The sequence below is a fragment of the Streptomyces sp. 6-11-2 genome (genome assembly GCF_006540305.1).
Taxonomy (GTDB): Bacteria; Actinomycetota; Actinomycetes; order Streptomycetales; family Streptomycetaceae; genus Streptomyces.
Genome location: NZ_BJOR01000001.1, coordinates 7,948,336 through 7,969,370 on the forward strand (window position 1 = coordinate 7,948,336; position 21,035 = coordinate 7,969,370).

The 21,035-nt window shown below is 69.2% G+C and carries 19 protein-coding genes and 6 pseudogenes; 10 read left to right on the plus strand and 15 right to left on the minus strand.

All coding sequences use genetic code 11. The features are described 5' to 3' along the window. Positions 1-65: 65 nt before the first annotated feature. The 5 genes and pseudogenes from TNCT6_RS35925 to TNCT6_RS40275 form a co-directional block, all read right to left on the minus strand. Positions 66-251, minus strand: coding sequence for a hypothetical protein (locus TNCT6_RS35925; protein WP_141365829.1), 186 nt, complete (start codon positions 249-251; stop codon positions 66-68). Further along, entirely contained in the window at positions 251-826 is a 576-nt protein-coding gene (locus TNCT6_RS35930; RefSeq protein WP_253266361.1) for a hypothetical protein, read from the minus strand. The genes TNCT6_RS35925 and TNCT6_RS35930 overlap by 1 nt, the downstream gene beginning before the upstream one ends. Before the next feature lie 195 nt (positions 827-1,021). Then, positions 1,022-1,255 (minus strand): annotated as a pseudogene (locus tag TNCT6_RS35935) (transposase family protein); the annotation flags it as partial. A 17-nt stretch (positions 1,256-1,272) separates the two neighbouring features. Then, positions 1,273-1,443: pseudogene (locus TNCT6_RS35940) on the minus strand (helix-turn-helix domain-containing protein); the annotation flags it as partial. Further along, positions 1,440-1,757, minus strand: a complete 318-nt coding sequence (locus TNCT6_RS40275) for a hypothetical protein (protein WP_172633160.1) — start codon at positions 1,755-1,757, stop codon at positions 1,440-1,442. The pseudogene TNCT6_RS35940 and the gene TNCT6_RS40275, both read right to left, overlap by 4 nt. A 241-nt stretch (positions 1,758-1,998) precedes the next feature. Here TNCT6_RS40275 and TNCT6_RS35950 point away from each other — a divergent pair, with 241 nt between their 5' ends. Both TNCT6_RS35950 and TNCT6_RS35955 read left to right on the plus strand, forming a co-directional pair. Further along, the gene (locus TNCT6_RS35950; protein ID WP_141365830.1) at positions 1,999-5,529 is read left to right on the plus strand and encodes a ThuA domain-containing protein; all 3,531 of its coding nucleotides are present in this window, start codon (positions 1,999-2,001) and stop codon (positions 5,527-5,529) included. 83 nt (positions 5,530-5,612) lie between these two features. After that, positions 5,613-6,920 carry a TIM barrel protein gene (locus TNCT6_RS35955; RefSeq protein WP_141365832.1) on the plus strand — a complete coding sequence of 436 codons (1,308 nt, stop codon included), beginning with the start codon at positions 5,613-5,615 and terminating at the stop codon, positions 6,918-6,920. Between the two features lie 212 nt (positions 6,921-7,132). On the opposite strand, the gene TNCT6_RS35960 is transcribed toward TNCT6_RS35955, so the two are convergent. Next, the gene (locus TNCT6_RS35960; protein WP_141365834.1) at positions 7,133-7,579 is read right to left on the minus strand and encodes a DUF1772 domain-containing protein; all 447 of its coding nucleotides are present in this window, start codon (positions 7,577-7,579) and stop codon (positions 7,133-7,135) included. A 92-nt stretch (positions 7,580-7,671) separates the two neighbouring features. Between TNCT6_RS35960 and TNCT6_RS35965 the strand changes: the two genes are divergently transcribed. Beyond that, the gene (locus TNCT6_RS35965; protein ID WP_141365836.1) at positions 7,672-8,250 is read left to right on the plus strand and encodes a TetR/AcrR family transcriptional regulator; all 579 of its coding nucleotides are present in this window, start codon (positions 7,672-7,674) and stop codon (positions 8,248-8,250) included. A 176-nt stretch (positions 8,251-8,426) separates the two neighbouring features. Here TNCT6_RS35965 and TNCT6_RS41400 read toward each other — a convergent pair. The 3 genes and pseudogenes from TNCT6_RS41400 to TNCT6_RS41805 form a co-directional block, all read right to left on the minus strand. Then, positions 8,427-8,738 (minus strand): annotated as a pseudogene (locus TNCT6_RS41400) (Tn3 family transposase); the annotation flags it as partial. Then, a pseudogene (locus TNCT6_RS42240) lies at positions 8,738-9,008 on the minus strand (GNAT family N-acetyltransferase); the annotation flags it as partial. The pseudogenes TNCT6_RS42240 and TNCT6_RS41400, both read right to left, overlap by 1 nt. A 92-nt stretch (positions 9,009-9,100) precedes the next feature. Next, positions 9,101-9,232, minus strand: coding sequence for a hypothetical protein (locus TNCT6_RS41805; protein WP_301184417.1), 132 nt, complete (start codon positions 9,230-9,232; stop codon positions 9,101-9,103). A gap of 320 nt (positions 9,233-9,552) precedes the next feature. Here TNCT6_RS41805 and TNCT6_RS35985 point away from each other — a divergent pair, with 320 nt between their 5' ends. Next, complete coding sequence (locus tag TNCT6_RS35985) at positions 9,553-9,882, plus strand: hypothetical protein (protein ID WP_141365838.1); 330 nt, start codon at positions 9,553-9,555, stop codon at positions 9,880-9,882. A 365-nt stretch (positions 9,883-10,247) separates the two neighbouring features. Then, positions 10,248-10,808 (plus strand): hypothetical protein, encoded by a 561-nt coding sequence (locus TNCT6_RS35990; protein ID WP_141365840.1) that lies wholly within the window; start codon positions 10,248-10,250, stop codon positions 10,806-10,808. Between the two features lie 368 nt (positions 10,809-11,176). Here the strand turns inward: TNCT6_RS35990 and TNCT6_RS35995 are convergent. Then, a pseudogene (locus TNCT6_RS35995) lies at positions 11,177-11,641 on the minus strand (transposase); the annotation flags it as partial. A 25-nt stretch (positions 11,642-11,666) separates the two neighbouring features. Continuing rightward, entirely contained in the window at positions 11,667-11,843 is a 177-nt protein-coding gene (locus tag TNCT6_RS41415; RefSeq protein WP_253266362.1) for a transposase, read from the minus strand. A gap of 403 nt (positions 11,844-12,246) precedes the next feature. On the opposite strand from TNCT6_RS41415, the gene TNCT6_RS36005 reads away from it, so the two are divergent. The 5 genes from TNCT6_RS36005 to TNCT6_RS36025 all read left to right on the plus strand — a co-directional run bounded on the left by TNCT6_RS36005 (position 12,247) and on the right by TNCT6_RS36025 (position 17,745). After that, on the plus strand, positions 12,247-12,477 hold the full coding sequence (locus tag TNCT6_RS36005) for a response regulator transcription factor (protein WP_141365842.1): 231 nt from the start codon (positions 12,247-12,249) through the stop codon (positions 12,475-12,477). Positions 12,478-12,892: 415 nt separating this feature from the next. Further along, entirely contained in the window at positions 12,893-15,439 is a 2,547-nt protein-coding gene (locus tag TNCT6_RS36010) for a SpoIIE family protein phosphatase (RefSeq protein ID WP_141365844.1), read from the plus strand. A 58-nt stretch (positions 15,440-15,497) separates the two neighbouring features. After that, on the plus strand, positions 15,498-15,764 hold the full coding sequence (locus TNCT6_RS36015; RefSeq protein WP_253266363.1) for a hypothetical protein: 267 nt from the start codon (positions 15,498-15,500) through the stop codon (positions 15,762-15,764). Positions 15,765-16,054: 290 nt separating this feature from the next. Then, positions 16,055-17,428 carry a MobF family relaxase gene (gene mobF, locus TNCT6_RS36020; RefSeq protein ID WP_253266364.1) on the plus strand — a complete coding sequence of 458 codons (1,374 nt, stop codon included), beginning with the start codon at positions 16,055-16,057 and terminating at the stop codon, positions 17,426-17,428. After that, entirely contained in the window at positions 17,425-17,745 is a 321-nt protein-coding gene (locus TNCT6_RS36025) for a hypothetical protein (protein WP_141365846.1), read from the plus strand. The genes mobF and TNCT6_RS36025 overlap by 4 nt, the downstream gene beginning before the upstream one ends. Before the next feature lie 565 nt (positions 17,746-18,310). On the opposite strand, the gene TNCT6_RS36035 is transcribed toward TNCT6_RS36025, so the two are convergent. The 4 genes and pseudogenes from TNCT6_RS36035 to TNCT6_RS36050 form a co-directional block, all read right to left on the minus strand. Then, positions 18,311-18,844, minus strand: coding sequence for a GNAT family N-acetyltransferase (locus TNCT6_RS36035; RefSeq protein WP_141365848.1), 534 nt, complete (start codon positions 18,842-18,844; stop codon positions 18,311-18,313). 267 nt (positions 18,845-19,111) lie between these two features. Then, positions 19,112-19,372, minus strand: a pseudogene (locus TNCT6_RS36040) (hypothetical protein); the annotation flags it as partial. Beyond that, positions 19,369-19,902, minus strand: coding sequence for a hypothetical protein (locus TNCT6_RS36045; protein ID WP_141367147.1), 534 nt, complete (start codon positions 19,900-19,902; stop codon positions 19,369-19,371). The pseudogene TNCT6_RS36040 and the gene TNCT6_RS36045, both read right to left, overlap by 4 nt. Before the next feature lie 251 nt (positions 19,903-20,153). Continuing rightward, positions 20,154-20,744, minus strand: a complete 591-nt coding sequence (locus TNCT6_RS36050; RefSeq protein WP_141365851.1) for a hypothetical protein — start codon at positions 20,742-20,744, stop codon at positions 20,154-20,156. Positions 20,745-21,035 lie beyond the last annotated feature (291 nt).

Consider the following 21,035-nt stretch of genomic DNA (forward strand, 5'->3'; position numbering starts at 1 on the left):
GCAGACCATGAGCCGCCCCAGGCGGCGGCAGTGGCGGCGAGTGACGGGGAATGCCTCCCCATGTTTCAGCGGTCGGCGTCTTCGGGGCGCTTCTCGGTCTGGGTGGTGGTCGTGGGCTCCTGTGAGGTGGGGGGTGTGAAGGCCGAGGTGCCCTGCTTGGTGCGCTGGGGTTGGCTCCTGGCCACGAGTTCTTCGAGCGCGACGCGGACGACCTTGGTCTTGATGCCGCGCTCTCCGCTCGCTTCGGACATCACCAGGACGGCGTGAAGGGCGGGACGGACACTGTGCCGTCCTCGGCCACCACGATCCGCTCGGCAAGTTGGGCCAGCACCTGAGAGGGGCGCAGCCCCGTCCGGCTGGCCACCGTCTGGATCAGCCGGCTGGGCGCGGCGGACAGTTGGACCTCCGCTCGCAGTTCATCCGCTTCCTCGCCCTGCCGTTCCCCGGAGGCGGCCTGTGCCGCAAGAGCACCAGCAAGCCGTTCCTCACGCTCGCGAGCCCACACCGAGCCTTGAGCGTCCTGTTCCGGCTCGTACACGCTCCAACCGGCTGCAGTCATCAGGTTCCTGACGCGCTGCCACTCAGCGTGTTTGGCCAGCCAGATGGCTGCCAACCGCTCCCGGTCCATCTCGAACTCGTAGAAGGAGCCGTTTCCCCTCAACTGCTCCGCGGTCTCCCGCTCACGGACAGCGGCCTTTGCGACCTTTTCCGCAACGGCGGCGACGTCCAGACCATTCGCCTGACGCCGGACCTGATCCCGCGCCACGTCCTGAGCACTCCACATGTGTTTTCCCTTTTCCGGAAGCGCGGGCATCTGGACCCGCATCTGACAAATCTGTTAACGATCACTGGGTGAGCGAAGCGCTGACCTGGGAGTCTAGTGATCGTTTCAGGACTCGCGACTGTGGTTCGGTGCGTCTCTGAGCTGGGGTTTTCGTGGAGCTGCGGTAGCTGGAGAGGCCCTGACGTGCAAGTTCTCAGTGATCGAGCCTTTTCCCCTTCACTCTGAGCTGGTCAGATGAAGAGTGAGGAAGGCCTGCTCGACGAGGGCCCGGATCTTCGCGTGAGACCGGCTCACCGCTTGCTGGCCTGCGGAGAGGGCCTCCCCCCGTCCCCAGTAAGGGATGCGGACCGTGCCGCCAGCACCCCGATAACCCTTGTCGGCCCAGCACCGGAGGCCGGCCTCGGCGAGGGCACCGACGGTGCCATGTGCACGGGCCGCGCGGACGTCGTGGACGGTGCCAGGCAGGGCCGGATGACGCGGGTGTGGACGCGCAGGTAGGCGGCGAGCTTGCGCAGGGGCCAGCGGGCGAAGGGCTCGCCGAGCTTGGTCGGTCGGGTGATGGCCGTCTGGACGACGAAGTCCTCGTCGTCAGGGCTGAGTCGGCGGGGGCGGCCTCCCGCCCAGCGAGGGTCCAGACGGGCCAGGCCGATCGTCCTCAACGTGTTTGCGGGTACCCGGAGGTGTCCGACGCGTGCTTGGTCGCCTCAGCCGCGGCAATCGCGTCCCAGTGATCGCCCAACTCGTGCAGGCCGACGAGGACACGGTCCGCGATGTGATCCATCGGTTCAACGAGTACTGGCGGGCGGCGGGGATTGACGGGCTTTAACGCCAGTACGTCGGTGATGTGCCGCCAGATCGTCGGCTGGGCAGCGGCGTTCCTCTCGCCTTCAGCAGACTTTGGCTTGTTTGAGCAGAAGTTCAGATCGTTTGCCTGAAACTTTCGCGTATCAGGCTCTATCTTTGGCGGATTCACGCCTATACGATCCGCGCAAGAACTTGGACCACGTCAGTCGCTCACCAGCGATCCCGGTGAGCGACTGACGCGCAACTCGGCGTAGTGGACTGACTTGCCGTCACTCCATCCCACTCGCACTGCAGCGATCGACCACCTGTTTGCCTTTTCCTCTGGACATACCGGCGCATACCGCACCCTTCCCGGCCGGACCGTCTCCGCGCGACGGCCCGTTGGTCGGGCGTACCCCTGAGGAGGTTCCATGCGCATAGCCCTCCGCCGCCGCCTCACCGCGTTCGGCGTGCTGCTCGCGCTCGTGGCCAGCGCGCTCATCGGCCTGGCATCGGCGTCCGCCCCGGAGGCGGCCGCGGCCGCGCCGAGCAGCCGCGGCATGCAATACAGAGTCCTGGTCTTCACGAAATCCACGGGCGGAGACCCAGCGGCGACCGCCGCCGGTGTCGGCGCCATCAGGCAGCTCGGCGATCAACTCCGGTTCGCGGTTCAGGTGACCGACGACGCCCGCAAGTTCGACGAGGAGCACCTCAAGCAGTACCGCGCCGTCGTCTTCCTCAACACCAGCGGCGACGTGCTCACCACCGCCCAGCAGGATGCCTTCGAGGCGTACTACCGCGCGGGCGGCGGCTTCGTCGGCATCGGCTCGGCGATCGAGGCCCAGCCCGGCTGGGACTTCCTGTCCGACGCCCTCGGCACCCGCGCGTCCGGCCGGACCGGCGTGCAGCCCGGCACCATCAAGGTCGCCGACCGCGTCCACGACGCGTCGAAGAACCTGCCGGAGTACTGGACCCGAACCGACGCCTGGTACAACTTCAAGTCCAACGTGCGCGGCAAGAGCCATGTGATCGCCACCGTCGTCGAGGACGACTTCAAGCAGCAGTCGTGGGGTGGGACGCTCACCGGCATCAGCGGCGGCACGATGGGGTACGACCACCCGATCACCTGGTGCAAGGACTGGCAGGGCGGCCGCTCGTTCTACACCGCGCTCGGCAACACCGCCGCCGGCTTCGGCGAGACCAACCTGCGCTCGCACCTCGGTGGCGCGATCAAGTGGGCGGCCGGGCAGGCCGACCCGGTGTACTCCGACTGTGGCGCGACGGTGCTGGCCAACTACCAGCAGACGACCGTCGCGGCGCCGCCGAACCTGGGCGAGCCGGTCGGCTTCGACGTCTTTCCCGACGGCCGGGTCATCCAGACCGACCGCAGCGGCAGCATCCGGCTGCACGACCCCAAGTCGAACAAGACCACCGTGCTGGCCCAGATCCCGGTGTACCAGGCCAGTGAGGACGGCATGTACGGGCCGGGGATCGACAACGACTTCAAGACCAACCACTGGGTCTACCTCTACTACGCGCCACCCACGGTGAAGGACGTGAAGCTGTCGACCGGCGAGATCGTCACGCAGAAGACTCCGGAGGCGAACGCGCCGAACACCGGGGACTCGCCGGCGGTCTGGGATCCCTGGGTCGGGTACTTCCAGCTCTCCCGCTTCAAGTTCGTCGATGCCACCGCGGACACGCCGGCACACCTCGACGTCGCGTCCGAGCAGGAGATCATGCGCGTTCCGGTCAACCGCGGCGCCTGCTGCCATGTCGCGGGCGACATCGATTTCGACAAGCACAACAACCTGTGGATGGTCACCGGCGATGACACCCCGGCCGGCGGCGGCAACTCCGGGGGCTTCAGTCCCTTCAACGACATGCTGACCACGAACGGACAGTTCAACGCCCCGCACGTGGACGCTCGCCGCTCGGCGCAGAACACCAACGACCTGCGCGGCAAGATCCTGCGCATCACGGTCAAGGACGGCGCCATCGCCGCCGGCGATCAGAACAAGTTCGGCGGCGCCTACACGGTCCCAGCGGGCAACCTCTTCCCCGCTGGGAAGGACAAGACCCGTCCGGAGATCTACGCGATGGGCTTCCGGAACCCGTTCCGGATCCAGGTCGACGAGAACGATGTCGCCTACGTCACCGACTACTCGCCCGACTCGCAGACCCCGCAGAACTTCCGCGGGCCGGCTGGGACCGGCCGGGTCGAGATCGTTCGCAAGCCGGCGAACTACGGTTGGCCGCTGTGTTACCGGACGGACCTGCCGTACTACCGCTGGGACTTCAACACCTCGACGCCGCTGGACAGTCCGCCGAAGACGTTCGAGTGCGACAACCCCGACCGCGGGCCGCAGAACGACTCCAGGTGGAACCTCTCCGGCGGGCCCACCGTGGAGCCCGGCCTCGAGTACGGCCCGCCGATCACCAACCCGGACATCTGGTACTCGTTCACGCCCGAGAACCGGGCTGACAACCCGATCGGTACGCCGTGCCTCGCCTACTACAACGGCTCCGGCGCCACCACCTGCCCGCGACTGTTCCCCGAGCTCGGCACCGGCGGTGTCGGCCCGCACGGCGCGGCGAAGTACCGCTTCGACCCGGGCAACCCGGATTCGACGAAGCTGCCGCCGTACTACGACAACGCGGTCTTCTTCGGCGAGTTCACCCGGGACACCCTGCGGGAGATCCGCCTGGACTCGAAGGGCCGGGTGTTCAAGATCAACAACTTGCTCGACTGCGGCGGCCTCTCTGCAAAGCGGGTCCCGGAGACGAACAACCCGTTCGAGTGCGACAACCCGATGGACATGCAGTTCGACGAGAACGGTCACTTCTACCTGCTCACCTACGGCGACGGCTTCTTCAACAGCAACAACGACGCCGGCATGTACCGGTGGGACTACGTCAAGGGCCAGCGCGCACCGATCCCGAAGCTCGCGGCGACGCCGACAAACGGCTCCGCACCGCTGACCGTGCAGTTCTCCAGCGAGGGCTCGCGGGATCCCGACCCGGGCGACTCGATCCGGTTCGAGTGGGACTTCAACGGTGACGGAGTCGTCGACTCGGTCGACCCCGACCCGCAGTACACCTACACGACGCCGGGGCAGTACACCGCGAGACTGACGGTGTTCGACTCGAGCGGCAAGTCCGCCTCGGCGAACACGACCATCACGGTCGGCAATACCGCGCCCACCGTGACCGTCAGTACGCCGGTCGAGGGCGGCCTGTTCTCCTTCGGCGAGAGCATCCCGTTCTCGGTGACGGTCACCGACCCCGAGGACAAGACGATCGACTGCAACCGGGTCGAGGTGACGTTCGTCCTCGGCCACGACAGTCACGGCCACGCCGAGCAGACCGTCCACGGCTGCACGGGTGTGCTGCCGACCGACCCTGACGACGTGTCCCACGGGGGCAACGTGTTCGGCGTCATCAGCGCCTCATACACCGATCGCGGCGGTGCCGGCGGCGTTCCGGCGCTGACGACGGTCGCTCAGAACGAGATCCGGCAAAAGCGCCAGGAGGTCGAGTTCGCCCTCGAGGAGTCCGGAACCAACGTCGCCACGACGAACGACCCGGACGGCGGCAGCCAGCACAGGGGCAGCCTCGGCAGCGGCGACTGGATCGCCTTGAACGGACCATTCAACCTGCTGAACAGCGACTCGCTGACGTTCCGGGTGGCGAGCACGTCGACGCAGGTGCCGGCGGGTAGCCCGATGGCCGCAGTCGAGGTCCACCTCGACTCGGTCGGCGGGCCGATTCTCACCACGGCGAGGCTCACGTCGACCGGTGACACGGCGAAGTGGCAGAGCCAGACGTTCCCGATCAACAACCCGGGCGGCAAGCACAAGATCTACCTCGTGTTCCGGTCGGTCACGGGCGGTCAGACCGGCGCCAACCTGTTCAACCTCAACTGGGTCGAGTTCGGCGGACGAGGGGTGAGCGCGCCCTAGTACGGCCCCGCGGCCGGGCGCCGTGCGATCGGCACGGCGCCCCGGCCCTGGTTTGGTTCAGCCACTTCGAAAGAGGGACCACAATGGCCTTCAACAGCAAGTTCAACCGACGCCGGTTCATGGTCGGCACGGGCGCGGCGGTGGCCGCGACGTTCAGCCCACTCGGCCCCGCATCCGTGTTCACGCCCGCCCGGGCGAGCGCAGCCAACGGGCGGCTCATCCCGGGCGGCAAGCTGGGCACGATCACCTACAGCCAGCGCGACGTGCCCACGCGGGTCGGCATCGCGGCGAGCGCGGCGCGCGGCGTCTCACCCACCATGGGCCGCCTGGGTGGCCCGAACTTCCCGAAGGACCCCACCGACCTCGGCCCGCTCGTGCCGCTGCCCGGCGGCTGGGTGGAGCTGTTCGAGTTCCTGGCGAACTGCGGCTTCAAGCAGATCGAGTTCGCCGGCTACGGCCAGAACGCCGCGAACCCCGGCGGCGACGTGCCCAACCCGGCGCCCGGCGGCGTCACCACACCGCAGTCGCGAGCGGCGTACCTGGCATACGCGCGTACGCTGCGCGGCTTCCTCGACGCGTACGGTCTGGAGGCGATCGGCAACCACGGGTTCGTACCGAACACGTGGAACGGCCCGAACAGCCCCGGCGGCGCAATGGCCGCACAGGACTACGAGCGGCTGCAGACAGAGCTCGAATTCGCGGCGATCCTGGGCATGCCCTACATGGGCACCGGCAACGACCCGACGAACGCGGGCAACCGCAACATCGAGCCGTGGACCGTCGCCGGCGAGAAATGGGAGGCGCTGAACACGCTCAGCCTGCAGTCGGGCATCCACATGTACACCCACAACCACTCGCCGGCGTACAACTTCCTGCAGGACGGTCCCATGGTCACCGTGACCGAGGACCGCGTGACAGGTAGGCCGATTCCGCCCACGCAGGTGCGGGGAGAGTCGGGTAAGCGCCTCATGCAGCACTATCTCGACGTCACCGAGCCGGCCCTGTGTGTCATCGAGCTGGACGTGTACTGGGCGCACGTCGCCCAGCACCAGTGGCGGTGGCGCTACGACTGGGAAGGCAACCGCGTCGAGGACATCTTCGACCCGGCCGCCCAGGTCGCGAAGCAGCCACAGCGGTACCAGCTGTTCCACGCCAAGGACGGCGACGCCACCGGCGAGGCACCCGGTGTCGGCAACGGCTACAACTTCATCCCGTTCGGCGACCCCCGCAGCGACATCGACTACAAGACCTTCTACAAGTCCGTCGGCGCCAAGGGGCACTACAACTCGAACTACGAGCAGGACAACGCCCCGGGCGGCAGCTCGGATCCGGGGCAGTCCCTGCGGTTCGCCAGGATCAGTGCGACCAACATGGCGGCACTCCGCGGCTGACATCCGGCAGCTCTCCGTCCCGCTTGCGCCGCGACGGCCACGCGACACGGTGGCGACCGCGGTGCGAGCGGGGTGGGTGCCGGCGAATCCTGTCTGATCGCCGTTGCGGGCTCTGAGCGGCAGCTGCATTCCCGGATGTCGGGATTTCGGTGGCCAGTTGCCGCCCGGGGAGTGGGGATCGTGCGCCACCGGCGTGGTGTCGGCCCCCGGGCTCAGGTGAGGGCGGCGACGAGCAGGGCGAAGGCGGCGATGATGACGGCGAGGCGGACGTAGTGGTAGCGGTCCCAGCGGTTCATCTGCTGCTTCCAGTCGGCGGGCCGGTTGTCAGGGGTCCACGTCTTGCCCCGGTTGTTGATCGGGACGAGCAGCAGGATCGACATGATCACGCTGACGATCAGCAGCGCGGCGGCGGTGACGACGAGGCCGGTGCCGGGGTGGTGCCATCCCGCGACAGCCCAGACCGCGACGAGGACGAGTGAGCCGATGTACCAGAACGGCATCACGGCGCCGAGCATCCGGCCCCCGTGGGAGTGGGCCTGCTGGTTACTGTCCTCCGGGAGGGCGTTGAAGATCGGGTTCATGACGAAGGCGACGGAGAACTCCACCCCCACCATCAGGCCGACGACCACGGTGGTGATGACCTCGAGTGCGCTGAGCATGGTGCCCCTCCCGGGATCTAGCGCTGCTAGCTGATGTGGACAACGCTAGTACTGCTGCCGCTTACTTGTCTAGCGGTGCTAGGATTCGAGTTATGTCGGTACAGGAACGCAAGGCACGCGATCGGGCGGTCCGCGAGCGCCTCATCGTGGCGACGGCCCGTGAACTCGCCGAGCAGCAGGGCTGGGACGCGGTCACCACGCGCCGGCTCGCCGAGCGCATCGAATACAGCCAGCCCGTCCTCTACAGCCACTTCCGAGGCAAGCGCGAGATCATCGGCGCCGTCGCCCTGGAGGGCGCCGCCGAGATGGCCGTGGCGGTGCGGGCCGCGGCGTCCGCCGCGAACAGCCCGCGCGAGCGGGTCGCCGCCCTCGCCCGTGCCTACCTCGACTTCGCCGAGCGCAACCCGGCGGTCTACGACGCCTTGTTCCAGCTCGACGGCGGCCTGGCGTACGCGCAGGAGGACACCCCGGAGCCGTTGAAGGACGCCTTCGCCGCGCTGATGGAGAGCCTGGGCGAGGTCGCCGGGGACGGCGTCCACCCGGGGCTGTTCACCGAGGTGTTCTGGGCGTCCCTGCACGGCCTTGCGACCCTGACCCGGGCGGGACGGCTGCTGCCTGAGGACGCCGCACAGAGGGTGGAGCTGCTGGTGGACCGGCTCGCCGTGCTCTGACACACCGCAGCCGGGGCCCTCGGGCCCCCGCCGCTGCCTGCCTGCGGCAACGCTTCCGGTCACGCGCGTCCACACGGCGCAGCCGCGGATCGCCGGGCCCCGTACCCCATGCGGGCACCCGCCCCGGAAACTGCGATGCTCATTGATCGCGACCCGATACTCGCCCTAACGCCGCGTCATTCGCCGGTGCCCTCGTCGTCCTCGTCGAGGTGGACGGTCGCCGGGTCACGCAGGGGGCGCAGGCCCTCGCGTGGCGGGCGGGCAGCGAAGCTGTAGCGGCCCAGGCAGTTGAGGTTGGCGTGCTTCAGCGGGGAGACCCGGGCCACGTCCTCGTCCAGGACGTCATGCTCCCGCTCCTCGGGCGGCAGGGCCCGCAGGTGGTCGACTGCGGCGTCGAGGTAGCGCGTTGTCCAGAGCACGGCGGCATTGAGGACCAGGCCGAGCGCGCCGAGTTGGTCCTCTTGCCTCGTCCTGTATGCCTGCATGATCACCGTGGGACCGTCCCGAATTCGAGTTTCGCATTCCTTCGGAATGACGCGGTCGAGCGTCGCCACGGTGGCCGCGTCCACGATCGTCTCGGCGTGTGCGTCCCGGTCGAACCTTCGCCGTGCCCGCTGTTCCGGCTCCGCGCCCCGGCCCTCGGCGGGAAGATGCGACACGACCTTGACACGGTCGAGCCCGGCGGCACGGGCCTCGGACTGCATGTGCGCGACGAGCAGTCGTCCAATACCCCGTCCTTGCGCTTCGTCGGCGACGAAGCCGGTTTGCAGGGCACCGGCTTCGCCTTCATGGCGGCTGGCGTGCAGGAGCCGCTGGACGCCGCGCGCTCCGAAAGCCGCACTGAGAACGATCATGGTCCGATCGGTGCGAGGGAGCTGACGCGGTTCTCGTACTCGCAGCGGGCCTTGCGCTGGGCCGTTACTGCCGGGGAGCCGTGGCTGCCGTCGAGCGGCTGGCAGCGGGCGAGGAGCCTGCGGTGCACGGAGGGGACGGCGCTGACGCGCAGGGTGAGTCGGCGATCTTGCCCGGCATGTTGAGGATGACCAGCAGCTCTGGGGCAGGGACGTCGGGGGGGAGGGTCGGTGGGTCGGGGATGTTTGTCAAGCCCCGAATTCCAGGGACATGACGCGGTGTGCCGGGCCGGGGTCAATTGAGGCATGGGTTTACGCAGAGCAGGTGAGCCCGCCGGGATGGTCCGGACGGTGTTGACGGGGTGTGTGTCCCGCGGCCGTCCCGCCGGAGAACCGGCAGGACCGTTTCGGCGCTTTCCTTTCCCCTCATTTCTCACCAAGGAGATTGACCATGGCCCGCACACTTCGTACACGGCGTCTGGCGGTCCTCACCGCTTCCGCCGCCCTGGCCGCGGGAGGCGCGCTGATCCCCACTGCCGCGTTCGCCGCTCCGGCCCAGACCAGCGCGGTGGCCACGCAAGCGCCCCAGCAGGAGGCCAAGACCGTCAGCGGCTACGCCAATGATGTTGACGTCACGTCGTCCTCGTCGGACTCCTCGTCCTCGTCGTCCTCGCAGTCCACGTCGTACGTGGATACGCCGGATTACAGCTCCTACTCGACCTCGTCAAACTGGTCGTCCTCGCAGTCCTCGTCGTACTCGCAGACCTGGGTGTACTCCTAGGCCCCGTCGTCACATTCCCGCCTGCCGCGCGACGCCTGGACCTAGACGAGTCTGTCCACACGCCTGCGGGCGCGAAGAGAGGGTGTTCAGGATCCGTTTGCGACAACCGGCCTGAACACCCTCGTGACCGCACTGTGCGTGAAGATCGACGATGAGCGGGCTGGGGTCACGCGTCTGCCCGGGCGGCCCCTCGAAGCTCAGCCACTGGGAGTTGCTGTGCCTGGCGGTGATGCAGGCGATGCCCGGTTTCCACCGCGGGGCCTGTCGTCTGCGGCACGTGCGCAAGCGCTACCGGGACATGTTCCCGTACGTATTCCGTCTCGTCCCGTCCCCTTCCTCACGCCACCACATGGGGGTCTCCGCACATGTTTACGCCTTCTCGGGGCCGGCAGCCCGGCCGGCCGCAGCAGCCGTTCCAGCCGCAGGCCCCGGAACCTCCCAGGAAGAAGAGCAGGGGCAAGACCTGTGCCGGAGCCGGCTGCCTGGGTGTCGTCGGCATCCTGGTCATCGCCGGCGCGATCACCGCTGCTACCGGCGGCAGGCCCGGCAGCGGTACTGGCAAGAGCCCGGCCGCCGTACCCTCGGCCGCCGGTAACGCCTCCAAGGCCTTTGCCTCGCAGTCCGCTCCCCAGAAGGAGGCGCCGCCGACCGTCACTTACGTCGTCACCGGCACCAGCGGCGCCGACGTGCGGAACGGCCCGGCCGGGTCCCCTGCCCAGGGCAAGGTGCCGATGAGCGTGACCAGGCCGCTCGAGAACCGGCAGCATTACGCGATCACCGCGCAGCTTCAGGGGGGCGGCCATGTCACCTGCCAGTTGAAGGTCAACGGCAGGGTCATCTCGCAGTCCACCGCGTCGGGCGGCTACACCATCGCCTCCTGCGAGATCGGCAAGGACACCTTCAGCGACAAGTGGACCCGGTTGTGAAGTGGCTCTCGCTGCAGGGATTGCCGTTGCTGGTCCTGGGTCTGAGTGGCTCCCGGTCACGCTGAGGCCGATCAGCGGCTGGGAGACCTTCTTGCTCGTCATCGATGTGCCGCGGCCGGCGTGCACGGTCTCGGGCACGATGCCGTTGCGGTCGATGGTCTCGCGGATCAACTCCTCGGCGCGGTCGGCTGATTCGGCCAGTTCCACCGTGTGGCCGACGATTTGACAGAATCCTTGGGCTGAAGCCCGAGGATTCTGGCCGTCCCACGGGTTGTTGTGCCGCTACGCGGCACGGTTTCCGTGTGGGATTCCTTGGCTTCCTGTTTCTTCACGCTGTGCCAGAACGGGTTCTGGTCTTAGCTTGGCGTTTAACCTCGCTGGGCTCGGTGTTCTTTGGTCGACTCGGCGCGTTTCACGGTCTTGCCGACGTCGTGGCGCCTGGCCCGTTGCTTGTTCTTCGAGCCGGGAGGCCGTCCGGGACCTGGTCGGGACGGTTTCGGCGCGATTGCCGGGCGGGCTGCTGTCGCGCGGACGTTGCGAAACCCCCGGCGGACCCGGGCGGGGGTGAGGCGGCGGGGCTCGCTGGGCCGTTCCCAGGGGCGCCGGAGATCCTCGGCGAGGGGCCGGGCGAGGCGGAGCTGGGTGTGGGCGGCGATGATCAGCCAGGTCCACAGGTCGGCCGTGTCGGGATTCCTGACCTTCGGGGCGGTCCAGCTCAGGGTCTGTTTCATCAGCCGGAAGGTGTGCTCCAGGTCGAAGCGGCGGAGGAAGGACTGCCACCAGCGGTCCACGTCCGCCGGTGCGGCCGCGGTGGCCGGGCACCACAGCCAGACTGCCCGCCAGCAGCGAGGCGTTCATCTACTTCTCGCAGGCCATGCTCATGAGCCGTCGCCTCGCCCGCCCGGCTTCCCGGCGGCGGCAGGTCGCATCCAGCATCACACGGCGGCAGTAGCCCTCCGGCTGCCCGCCCCGGCCCTCCAGCCAGGCCGGCACCGGCATCGCGTCCCGCACCACTGCCCACTCCGCGTCCGTCATGTCCGACGGATACACCGGCACCCTCTTCGGGCGATCGGCCGCGTTCCCGAACCTGTGCGCGAGGCAATCGCACGACGACACGCGGGAGTTGGAAGAGACGGGGGCCGTCACCCAAGACTGGAACAACAGGACCTCCTGGCACTCGAGTGGTCGCGAACCCGAGCTATCAAGGGGCCCTGGACTCATGCATCCACCCGGCCGAGATCACCCGACCAAGGACCGTGTTCGATCAGAACCTTCCTCATGATCGATAGAGATACGGCTTCTGATTCAAACCATTCCGCCTTTCCCTGTGGCGCGTCTGTGACAGTCGGCGGACACGGCCATGACGTCCGGCGAGCAATCTGAAGAAATCAGGGCAAACCGCCCTAAACGGTCAGATCCCTCGCCGGAGGACAGCATCATGAGCGCCACCCTCGCCATTCCGCACATCGAAGCCCCCGCCCCCGCGCTGGCTCCGCGCGAGCGCGAGACGCTCCGGCACATCGCCGCTGGCCGCACCTACCTCCAGACCGCCCGCCACATGGGCCTCTCCACCCACACTGTGGACGCCTACCTGCGTCGTATCCGGGCCAAGCTCAACATCACCAACACCGCCGAACTGACCCGCGTGGCCATCGCCCTGGGCCTGTGACCCAGGGGGCCGCGACCGGCTCCCCGTCGACCCGCGCACGTCGGCGACGGTGGGGGTGCTGGCGCAGTCCGCGGACCGGACGCCGGACGTCGCCGCCGCTTTGCGGTCAGAAGCTGTTGTCCTTTCGATCTTGAGTGCGATGTGATCGAAAGGACAACAGCTTCTGACCGGCTCTCCGCAGACTGTCACCGCCAGTCCGGCGGCCTTGATTGCGGAACCACCCTCGGCGCCCGGCCCCGCACACAGCGCACCGCCCACTGCGGGCGGTCCGTGCCCCCGGCCTGGCCCGGGTACCTCACCGAGCACCGTGCTGGTGCTTCCTGCCCCGCAGGATCATGCTTGTCAGTAGGGCCCTGACAGCGGAGGTTCCCCCGGGAACAGCGGTCGAGGAACGAGCGAGGCGAGATGAGCGCCGATGGAGCACCCTCCCACTCCTCCTGGTGAACGGCCGGGTGAGGCGGACACCCCGCCCGAGCCGCCCCGCACCACCGCTACCGTCACGGCCACGGCCACGGTCGACGAACACGGCATCGTGACGGGGTGGGGCGAGGGTGCCCGGCGCCTGCTCGGCTACGAGCCCTCACAGGTCATCGGCCGTCCTGCCACCCGCCTGCTCGCCGACGACACCGGCGAGGCCGCCCGCCGGGCGGCCGGGCACCAGGCGGCCGGCAAGGACCGGTGGAACGGCACCGTGGGCTTGCGCCACCAGGACGGCCGCCGCCTCGAACAGCGCCTGCTCGCCCACCGCCGCACCCCCGCCGGCGGTGCGGCCACCGAGTGGCTCCTATTCTGCGCCGTGACCAGCCCGCCGCCGCACCCCGAAAACCGTCCGCAAGGCACACCTGGCGCACCGGGCGAGCGGGGGCAGGAGGAGGAGCCGGGCGGGCTGAGGGAGCTGAAGGAGTGGGCGTTCGCCCAGTCCCCCTGCACCCTGGCCGTCTTCGGCACGGATCTGCGGCTCATCGCGGCGAACACCGGCATGGAGCGCGCCCTCTCGCTCACCGAGGCCGAGATGCGCGGGCTGCGCCTGGCGGACATCGTGCCGCACCCCGTGGGCGAGGAGATCCAGGATCGGATGCGCCGGGTGCTGCAGGACGGCGGGCCGCAGTGGACCGAGGCCTTCCTCCCCGCCGCCCACGCCGGATGCGCCGATGGCCCGGAAAGCGGCCGGCCGGTGTCGCTGACCGCGCTGCGCGACGCAGCGGGCCGGCTGCGGGGCGTGTGCCTGACCGCCTACCAGGGGCACGAGGAGCACACGCAGAGGGAGCAGATGCTGCTGAACGAGACCGGCGCCCGTATCGGCACCACCCTGGACATCGCCCGTACAGCCCAGGAACTCACCGACGTCGCCGTCCCCCGTCTCGCGGACTTCGCCGCCGTCGACCTGCTCCCCGCGCGCGGTGAGGGGGCGGACGCCACCGCTTTGGCCGGGCCGGTCACCATGCGCCGCGCCGCCGTGCGCTCCGTCCTGGAAACAAGCCCCGAGTCCCCGGTCGCCGTCGGCGAGTCCAGCACCTACCCGGCGCTGTCCCCGGTGGCCGAATGCCTGGCACAGGACCGCGGGGCGCTCTACGAGATGACCGGCCCCACCCTTGCCCGGTGGGCCGGCGAGGACCCGGGAGCGGCCCGGATGAGCGAGTGGGGCACGCACTCGCTCATGGTGGTGCCGCTGCGCGCCCGGGGCACCACCCTGGGCGCCGCCCTCTTCAGCCGCCACCACAACCGAGCCCCCTTCACCCCCCAGGACCTGCAGCTGGCCGAGGAGCTCACCGCCCGGGCCGCCCTGAGCATCCACAACGCCCGGCGCCACACCCGCGAACGCACCACCGCCATGACCCTGCAGCGCAGCCTGCTCCCGCGGACCCTGCCCGAGCAGGCCGCCCTCGAGATCGCCTCCCGCTACCTGCCCGCCGACCCCCTGGCCGGCGTCAGCGGCGACTGGTTCGACGTGATCCCGCTGTCAGGCGCACGCGTCGCCCTCGTCGTCGGCGACGTCGTCGGCCACGGCATCCGCGCCTCGGCCACCATGGGCCGGCTGCGCACCGCGGTAAGCACCCTGGCCGACGTCGACCTGCCGCCCGACGAACTGCTCACCCACCTCGACGACCTCGTCATCCGCCTCTCCGCCGACGAAGCCACCCCCGAAGGCGCCCCCGAAGGCGCCGGCGGCATCGGCGTCACCTGCCTCTACGCCGTCTACGACCCCGTCACCCGCCGCTGCACCCTCGCCCGGGCCGGCCACCCCCCGCCCGCCGTCGTCACTCCCGACGCCGCCGCCTACCTCCTCGACGTCCCCGCCGGCCCCCCGCTCGGCCTGGGCGGCCTGCCGTTCGAGGCCACCGAGACCGAACTGCCCGAAGGCAGCCTGCTCGCCCTCTACACCGACGGCCTCCTCGAACCCCGAGACCACGACATCGACGAAGCCCTCGACAAAATGTTCGCCGCCCTCGTCCGCCCCACCCACACCCTCGACACCGTCTGCGACCACGTCCTCACCGCCACCCTCACCCACCGCCCCGACGACGACATCGTCCTGCTCATCGCCCGCACCCACGCCCTCAGCGCCGACCGCGTCGCCGCCTGGGACCTGCAACCCCACCCCGCCGCCGTCGCCCACGCCCGCCAAAACGCCGCCGCCCAGCTCACCACGTGGAGACTGACCCACGCCGCCTTCATCACCGAACTCATCGTCAGCGAACTCGTCACCAACGCCATCCGCTACGGCAAACCCCCCATCCAGCTCCGCATGATCCACCACAACACCACCCTCATCTGCGAAGTCTCCGACACCAGCAGCACCACCCCCCACATGCGCCGCGCCCGCGTCTACGACGAAGGCGGACGCGGCCTCCTCCTCGTCGCCCAACTCGCCGACCGCTGGGGCACCCGCCATACCGCCACCGGCAAGACCATCTGGGCCGAACAAACCGTCACACCTGACAGTGAGGATGTGACGCGGTGACGCTGCGGGCGGGGACTGCAAATCGTTCGGTGTAACCCCGATCATGGGAGATGCACCGATGACCAGTGAGAACGTGGCCGGGCACGAGGCTGCCGAGTCGGCAGCGGCTGTGACGGCAGCGGCTGTGTCGGCGGAGGCCGTGGACGACCAGCTGATCGACGAGCTGGTGAGCCGGGCCCAGGCCGAGGGCCTGCAGCTGACCGGCGAGGGCGGACTGCTCCAGCAGCTGACCAAGTACACCGTCACGGTGTTCTACCGCACCACAGCAGCGCCTGACGGGAAGCCGCTCGGCGTCACCACTGCGTACATCAACAGAACCGGCTGACACACGGTGTGCTGCGGTGGCGGATCGGTTGACCGCTCCGCCACCGCAGCATCCGTCGGCGTAAGGTACACCCACTCCTTGGTAGGCGTTTGGCAGAGAGCGCAGGGCATTCCGGTTCCGGTGATATCCATGTGCGGGACTGTGGACACCCCAACTGCTTACGGTCTCGTGCTGCCGTGACGGCCCGCCTGGCGGGCGCTGCGGTAAAGATCTGGTGATGGCCTCCCGCCCGGCGGCAAGCATCCCCGATCACACTTTTACGCAGGTCACGGGCCAGGTCCCATGACTGGATGCTCAGCGAGACGAAGATCGGCCCAAATGGCCGGCCGTACTACTGCCACGGTGTGATGGCCGGCGACGGCCAGTGCCCTGCGGGCACGCCGCTGCGCGCCGCTCAGGATGAGGCCGGTGCCCCGCCCGGGTTCTGGACGGGCCGGGGTCTGGCTGCGGTCGGCCTGGCGGCCGGGGACGTGGTGACCGAGCGTCAGGCCGAACTGCTCCTGGGCGAAGGCCGGCACCCGGACGCCGACCGGATCGAGCGCGAGCGCCTGGAGGCGGGCGACGATCCGGCGAAGGCGCGGCGCGCGATCGTGCTGGGCAGGCCCATCGAGCACAACAAGTCACCCAAGACCGAGAAGGCCAAGGAGCGCTCGCCCTGGCTGGCCGTGGATCTGGTGTTCCGGGCGCCGTCGACGGCACAGATCGCGTGGGCGCTGCTTGGTGAGGAGGACCGCCTGGTGCTGGAGTTGTGCCAGGACATCGCCCGGGACAAGACGCCGGCGTGGCTGGGGGAGTCAGTCGCACAGATCCGTTGGGGGAGCGGCGGCAAGCACCGTGCCCCGATCCGGGACGGGCTGATCGTCGCGGTGTTCCGGCACTACGAGTCCAGAGCCGGGAAGTCTCTGCTCCACGATCACGCGGTGGTGTCGATCCGTGCCCGGCGCCCGGACGACAAGGGGACGTGGGGCAATCTGCGGGTGCGGCCGGCCGTCGACATAACGCTGGCCGCCGTCGACACCGTCGCCGTGTTGTACGTGATGCGCGGCGCGTTCAAGCGCCGGCACCTGCTCACCGAAGCCCGCCGCCACCTCGCCTACGCCCTGCGCGGCCGACCCCACCAGCCCGGACTGGACGAACAGATCGTGCAGGCCGCCATCGACGACTGCACCCGCCCGGCCGGCCGACGGATGATGACCGCCGACCTCCGCACGCTGTACCCGCGCGACACCGAGGACCAGGCCGTGCTGCGCCCGCTGACCCGCGCCCGCACGAAGTCCCCGTACGATCGGGCCCGCCTCGCCGCCGGCGCGCTGACCGCCCAGGTTCACGCGGTACGCCGCGCGCACCGCCTGGGCTCCCGGACCCGGCCGCACCCCGTCGCCGCGCCCGCCGCCCCGAGGCCCCGCCCGCGGCCGTTCCGCTCGGACCGGAAGGCGAGCCGGGGCCAGGAGCAGACGGCCGACGTCGCCACGGTGGAGCAGACCCGCCGGACGTTCGAGGCCGCCGCCGCCAAGATGGCCGCCAAGCTCCAGGACGGCATCCGGGAACGCGCCGTCGCCCACGGCCCCCGACCACAGCCCACCCCGGCGACGGCCCCGCCGCCGCACACCCCGCGGCCCGGCGCCCAGCCAGCGCCGGGCCGGACCACAGGAGGAGTCGCGTGAGCACCCCGGAAGAACCCAGCCTCGAGGACGCCCTCGCCCGCGCCCGCGAAGCCGCCCAGGAGTGGGCCGCCATGCTCGACGAGCCTCCGCCGTGGGAGCCGATCTGGAAGCGGCCCCGGACACCGAAGAACGACCGGGACAAGAAGCGGGAGCTGCGCAAGCAGCGCAGGCGGCTCCAGGACGCCGGACGCCGCCGCTTCGTTGCCGGGCAGTCGCGCCGGCCCCGGTCCCGGCAGAACCGCATCGGCAACGTGGCCGCGCGCCGCGACGCGCGCACCCTGTCCCGGGTGCGGCACTCCACCGCCTGGCTGTGGTGACGATGCCGGGCATCGTCCACCGAGTGGACCGCACGATGTTCTGCATCCGGTGCACGGCACGACATCGGATGCTAGGCATCGAACGAGCAGGGCGCGCAGGAGATGGGTGGCGCGGGCGGGGTCGGTGCGGAGCTTGGTGAGGATCCGCCAGATCTTGAGGTGGGCGAAGCCGTGCTCGACCGGTGCACGTCCGACGGCGAGGACGCGGCTGGCATCCTTCTGGCCTGGGGTGAGCTTGTGAGCGCGGCTGGCTGTGGAGCCGGTGATGATCACGGGGTCACGTATGTCGTTGTCCAGGCCGCGGAAGCCGAGGCCGGCGAGGGTGCCGAGACCGGCTGCTCGCGCCGCCGGCACCATCGGCGCCCGCCGCACACCAGGGGGAGGGCGCTGCTTCCACTGCTGATGGGGCTTCTTGAAAATGGCTCTGGCCGCAGTTCCGTGAAAGCGGAGGTCAGCGATGGGAAGACACCATCCGCCCCTGGGTGTCCGTACCGTCGCGATTAATACGCTCGGGGACGTAGGAACAATGGTCGGCTGTTTTGTGGTGATCGACGGCTCGGCCGGTTCATGCCTGGAACTCGGTGAGGTCGATGGCGTGAACGCGCAGCGGGTAGCCGTACACCGGGTGTGCCGTCTCCCGCTCGGGCGCCATGCCGAGCTTGCGGATGACGTTCTCGGAGGCGTTGTCACCCACCCGGTTGATGCTGATGACGCGGTCCAGGCCGCGGTCCTGGAGAGCGAACTCCAGTGTGGCGTGGGCGGCTTCGGACGCGTATCCCTGGCCCCAGAACTGTGAGCCGATCCGCCAGCTGATCGCCACGGCGGGCATCACCTCCGGCAGGAACTCGGGCACGGACAGTCCCGTGAAGCCGATCAGTTCGCCCGAGGCCAGCAGCTCGACGGCGAAGAGCCCGAAGCCCTCCTCGTCCCACTCCTCCTCCCACCGCTCGATGTCCTCGCCCGTGTGGTCCAGGTCGCGCACCGAGCCGTCGTCGATCCAGCGCATGACCCGTGGGTCCGCGTTGATGTCCGCCATCGGCGCGAGGTCGTCATCGTGCCAGGTACGGAGGAGGAGGCGGGGTGTGCGGATCTCGGTCATGCGCCCATCCTGCCGAAGGCAAGGGCCTCATCCGTAATCCGGCGCTCGCCCGCGCTGCCGCCGCGGAACCACGAGGCGTCAAGCCGCCTGCGCCGCACCCGTGATGGGTGAAACATCAGACTGACGGCTGGGCAGGCGACATGCCACCTAGTCGGCGCGGTCGAGAGGTAAGACCGATTCGGCGGCAGCCTGCCGCAGCACCAAGATCATTCACGGAATCGCGGTCAGAGCCATTTTCAAAGAGCGCCAACACTGCGACGGAACCGGCTCCGCGCGGTCCACCAGGGAGGCGTACGTGGCGAACACGACCACCGGCCCCGATCCCGCCCGCAGGGCAAACTGGATCGGGTTGGTGGTGGTGCGCACCCCCAGCGAGTTGAGCACCGGGTCGTTCTCCAGCGAGCACACCGCCACCATCGGCGCCCGGTGGCCCACCAACCGCCACGCCTGGGCGGTCTGCGCGAGCAGGTCCAGGGTCGGTACGGTCACCAGGATCCGTCCGCCTTTTCCACTCGCTTCGGAATTCACAGGGACGGCGTGAAGGGCGGAACGGACACCGTACCGTCCTCGCCCACGACGATCTGCTCGGCAAGCTGGGCCAGGACCTGAGAGGGGCGCAGCCCCGCCCGGCTGGCCACCACCCGGATCAGCCGACTGGACGCGGCGGACAGCCAGACCTCCGCCCGCAGTTCATCCGCTTCCTCCTGCCGCCGTTCCCCGAAGGCGGCCTGTGCCTCAAGAGCACCAGCAAACCGTTCCTCACGCTCGCGAGCCCACACGGATCCCTGGGCATCCTGTTCCGGCTCGTACACGCTCCAACCGACTGCAGCCATCAAGTCCCTGACGCGCCGCCACTCAGCGTGCTGGGCCAGCCAGACGGCAGCCAACCGCTCCCGGTCCATCTCGAACTCGTAGAAGGAACCGTTCCCCCTCAACTGCTCCGCGGTTTCCCGCTCACGGACAGCGGCCTCCGCGACCTTTTCCGCAACGGCGGCGACATCCAGGCCATTCGCCTGACGCCGGACCTGATCCCGCGCCACGTCCTGAGCACTCCACATGCATTTTCCCTTTTCCGGATGCGCGCGCATCCGGGCCCGCATCGGGTGGTTGAGGGGTGTCCCGCAGTACTGACGCCCGCTGCCTCCCGCCGCGCCGAAGAGGACGGACGGCTACCCGCCGGGGTCCGCTGCGGTCGCCTACGTTGCGCACTATCACCACGCCGGGATAAACATCCGGTGGCCCCCGGGATTCCGTCTGCCGTCAAGCTCCTACAGATCGTCGTCCTCGCCTTCGTTGCCGGTTACCTGGATCATTCGCTGCGCACGACATTCAGCGCGGCGCGTACCAGGTCGAGGGCGAGGTCGAAGGCTTCCTCGTCGGCCAGGGGACAGTTGATCTTGTAGGGGTCGGAGGGGACGACGTTGCGGTACTGGACCCGGGGGTTGTCCTTCTGCCCGAGGCGCTCGAGGTCGTCGGGACTGAGTCGTACGGTCATGCCTCCGTTGCCGGGGCGCAGGTACGCGACCGCTCCGTAGCGCTGGGGGCCGTCGTCGCGGATCATCAGGTAGTCGGCGAGGCCGTCGAAGGTCTTGGAGGAGCGGCCGAAGGCCACGACAACGTCCTCCTCTTGCAGAAGCCTCATGACGAACCGTTCGGTCAGGACGGTGCGCTCGTCGTTCTTGCCCGCGCGTCCGTAGATGAACTGCATCAAGGCGACATGGTCTGCGGGTGCCAGGGGCGCCGACCCGCTGAGCGTGGGCGCCTCATCGTCCGCCTCCGTCTCGGTGGCCTCGTCGGGGGAGGGCGCGGCGTCCACTGCGGATGCAGTCTGGGAGACGCTGCCAGCGGCAAGGCGCTCGTACTCCACGATTTCCTGAGGTGTTCCCTCGACAACGCGCATGCGTGCAGACCCCCTCGTGATGATGGCGGCAGGCGGACGCTGCCCCGATGAGCAGGACTGTAGCTAAAGCTGCCTCGAAAGGCGGATGCTTTACATAAAGCTCGCAGGACGCGATCTCCAGCTCCTGGCCGTCTGCGCCCTTCTGCGGCCGCGGCGAGGCCAGAATGCGCGGGGTCGCGGTCAGGTACAACCGGAAGTCCGCCAGGATCCGTCGTTCTCGTGGGCGGCGATGCCCGAGCAACTGCTCGCGCCCCCGGCCGCCGACTCCGAGCACGGCGACCAGGAGCCGGA

Bases quoted from the DNA above. Each gene is read 5' to 3' on its own strand.
- mobF (WP_253266364.1), top strand. From the start codon at position 16,055: ATGCTCAGCGAGACGAAGATCGGCCCAAATGGCCGGCCGTACTACTGC.
- TNCT6_RS35960 (WP_141365834.1), bottom strand. From the start codon at position 7,579: ATGCTCAGCGCACTCGAGGTCATCACCACCGTGGTCGTCGGCCTGATG.
- TNCT6_RS35930 (WP_253266361.1), bottom strand. From the start codon at position 826: ATGCGGGTCCAGATGCCCGCGCTTCCGGAAAAGGGAAAACACATGTGG.
- TNCT6_RS36035 (WP_141365848.1), bottom strand. From the start codon at position 18,844: ATGACCGAGATCCGCACACCCCGCCTCCTCCTCCGTACCTGGCACGAT.
- TNCT6_RS36005 (WP_141365842.1), top strand. From the start codon at position 12,247: ATGAGCGCCACCCTCGCCATTCCGCACATCGAAGCCCCCGCCCCCGCG.
- TNCT6_RS36045 (WP_141367147.1), bottom strand. From the start codon at position 19,902: ATGTGGAGTGCTCAGGACGTGGCGCGGGATCAGGTCCGGCGTCAGGCG.
- TNCT6_RS41415 (WP_253266362.1), bottom strand. From the start codon at position 11,843: ATGACGGACGCGGAGTGGGCAGTGGTGCGGGACGCGATGCCGGTGCCG.
- TNCT6_RS36015 (WP_253266363.1), top strand. From the start codon at position 15,498: ATGACCAGTGAGAACGTGGCCGGGCACGAGGCTGCCGAGTCGGCAGCG.
- TNCT6_RS35990 (WP_141365840.1), top strand. From the start codon at position 10,248: ATGTTTACGCCTTCTCGGGGCCGGCAGCCCGGCCGGCCGCAGCAGCCG.
- TNCT6_RS35985 (WP_141365838.1), top strand. From the start codon at position 9,553: ATGGCCCGCACACTTCGTACACGGCGTCTGGCGGTCCTCACCGCTTCC.
- TNCT6_RS35965 (WP_141365836.1), top strand. From the start codon at position 7,672: ATGTCGGTACAGGAACGCAAGGCACGCGATCGGGCGGTCCGCGAGCGC.
- TNCT6_RS35925 (WP_141365829.1), bottom strand. From the start codon at position 251: ATGTCCGAAGCGAGCGGAGAGCGCGGCATCAAGACCAAGGTCGTCCGC.
- TNCT6_RS35955 (WP_141365832.1), top strand. From the start codon at position 5,613: ATGGCCTTCAACAGCAAGTTCAACCGACGCCGGTTCATGGTCGGCACG.
- TNCT6_RS35950 (WP_141365830.1), top strand. From the start codon at position 1,999: ATGCGCATAGCCCTCCGCCGCCGCCTCACCGCGTTCGGCGTGCTGCTC.
- TNCT6_RS36010 (WP_141365844.1), top strand. From the start codon at position 12,893: ATGGAGCACCCTCCCACTCCTCCTGGTGAACGGCCGGGTGAGGCGGAC.
- TNCT6_RS36050 (WP_141365851.1), bottom strand. From the start codon at position 20,744: ATGCGCGTTGTCGAGGGAACACCTCAGGAAATCGTGGAGTACGAGCGC.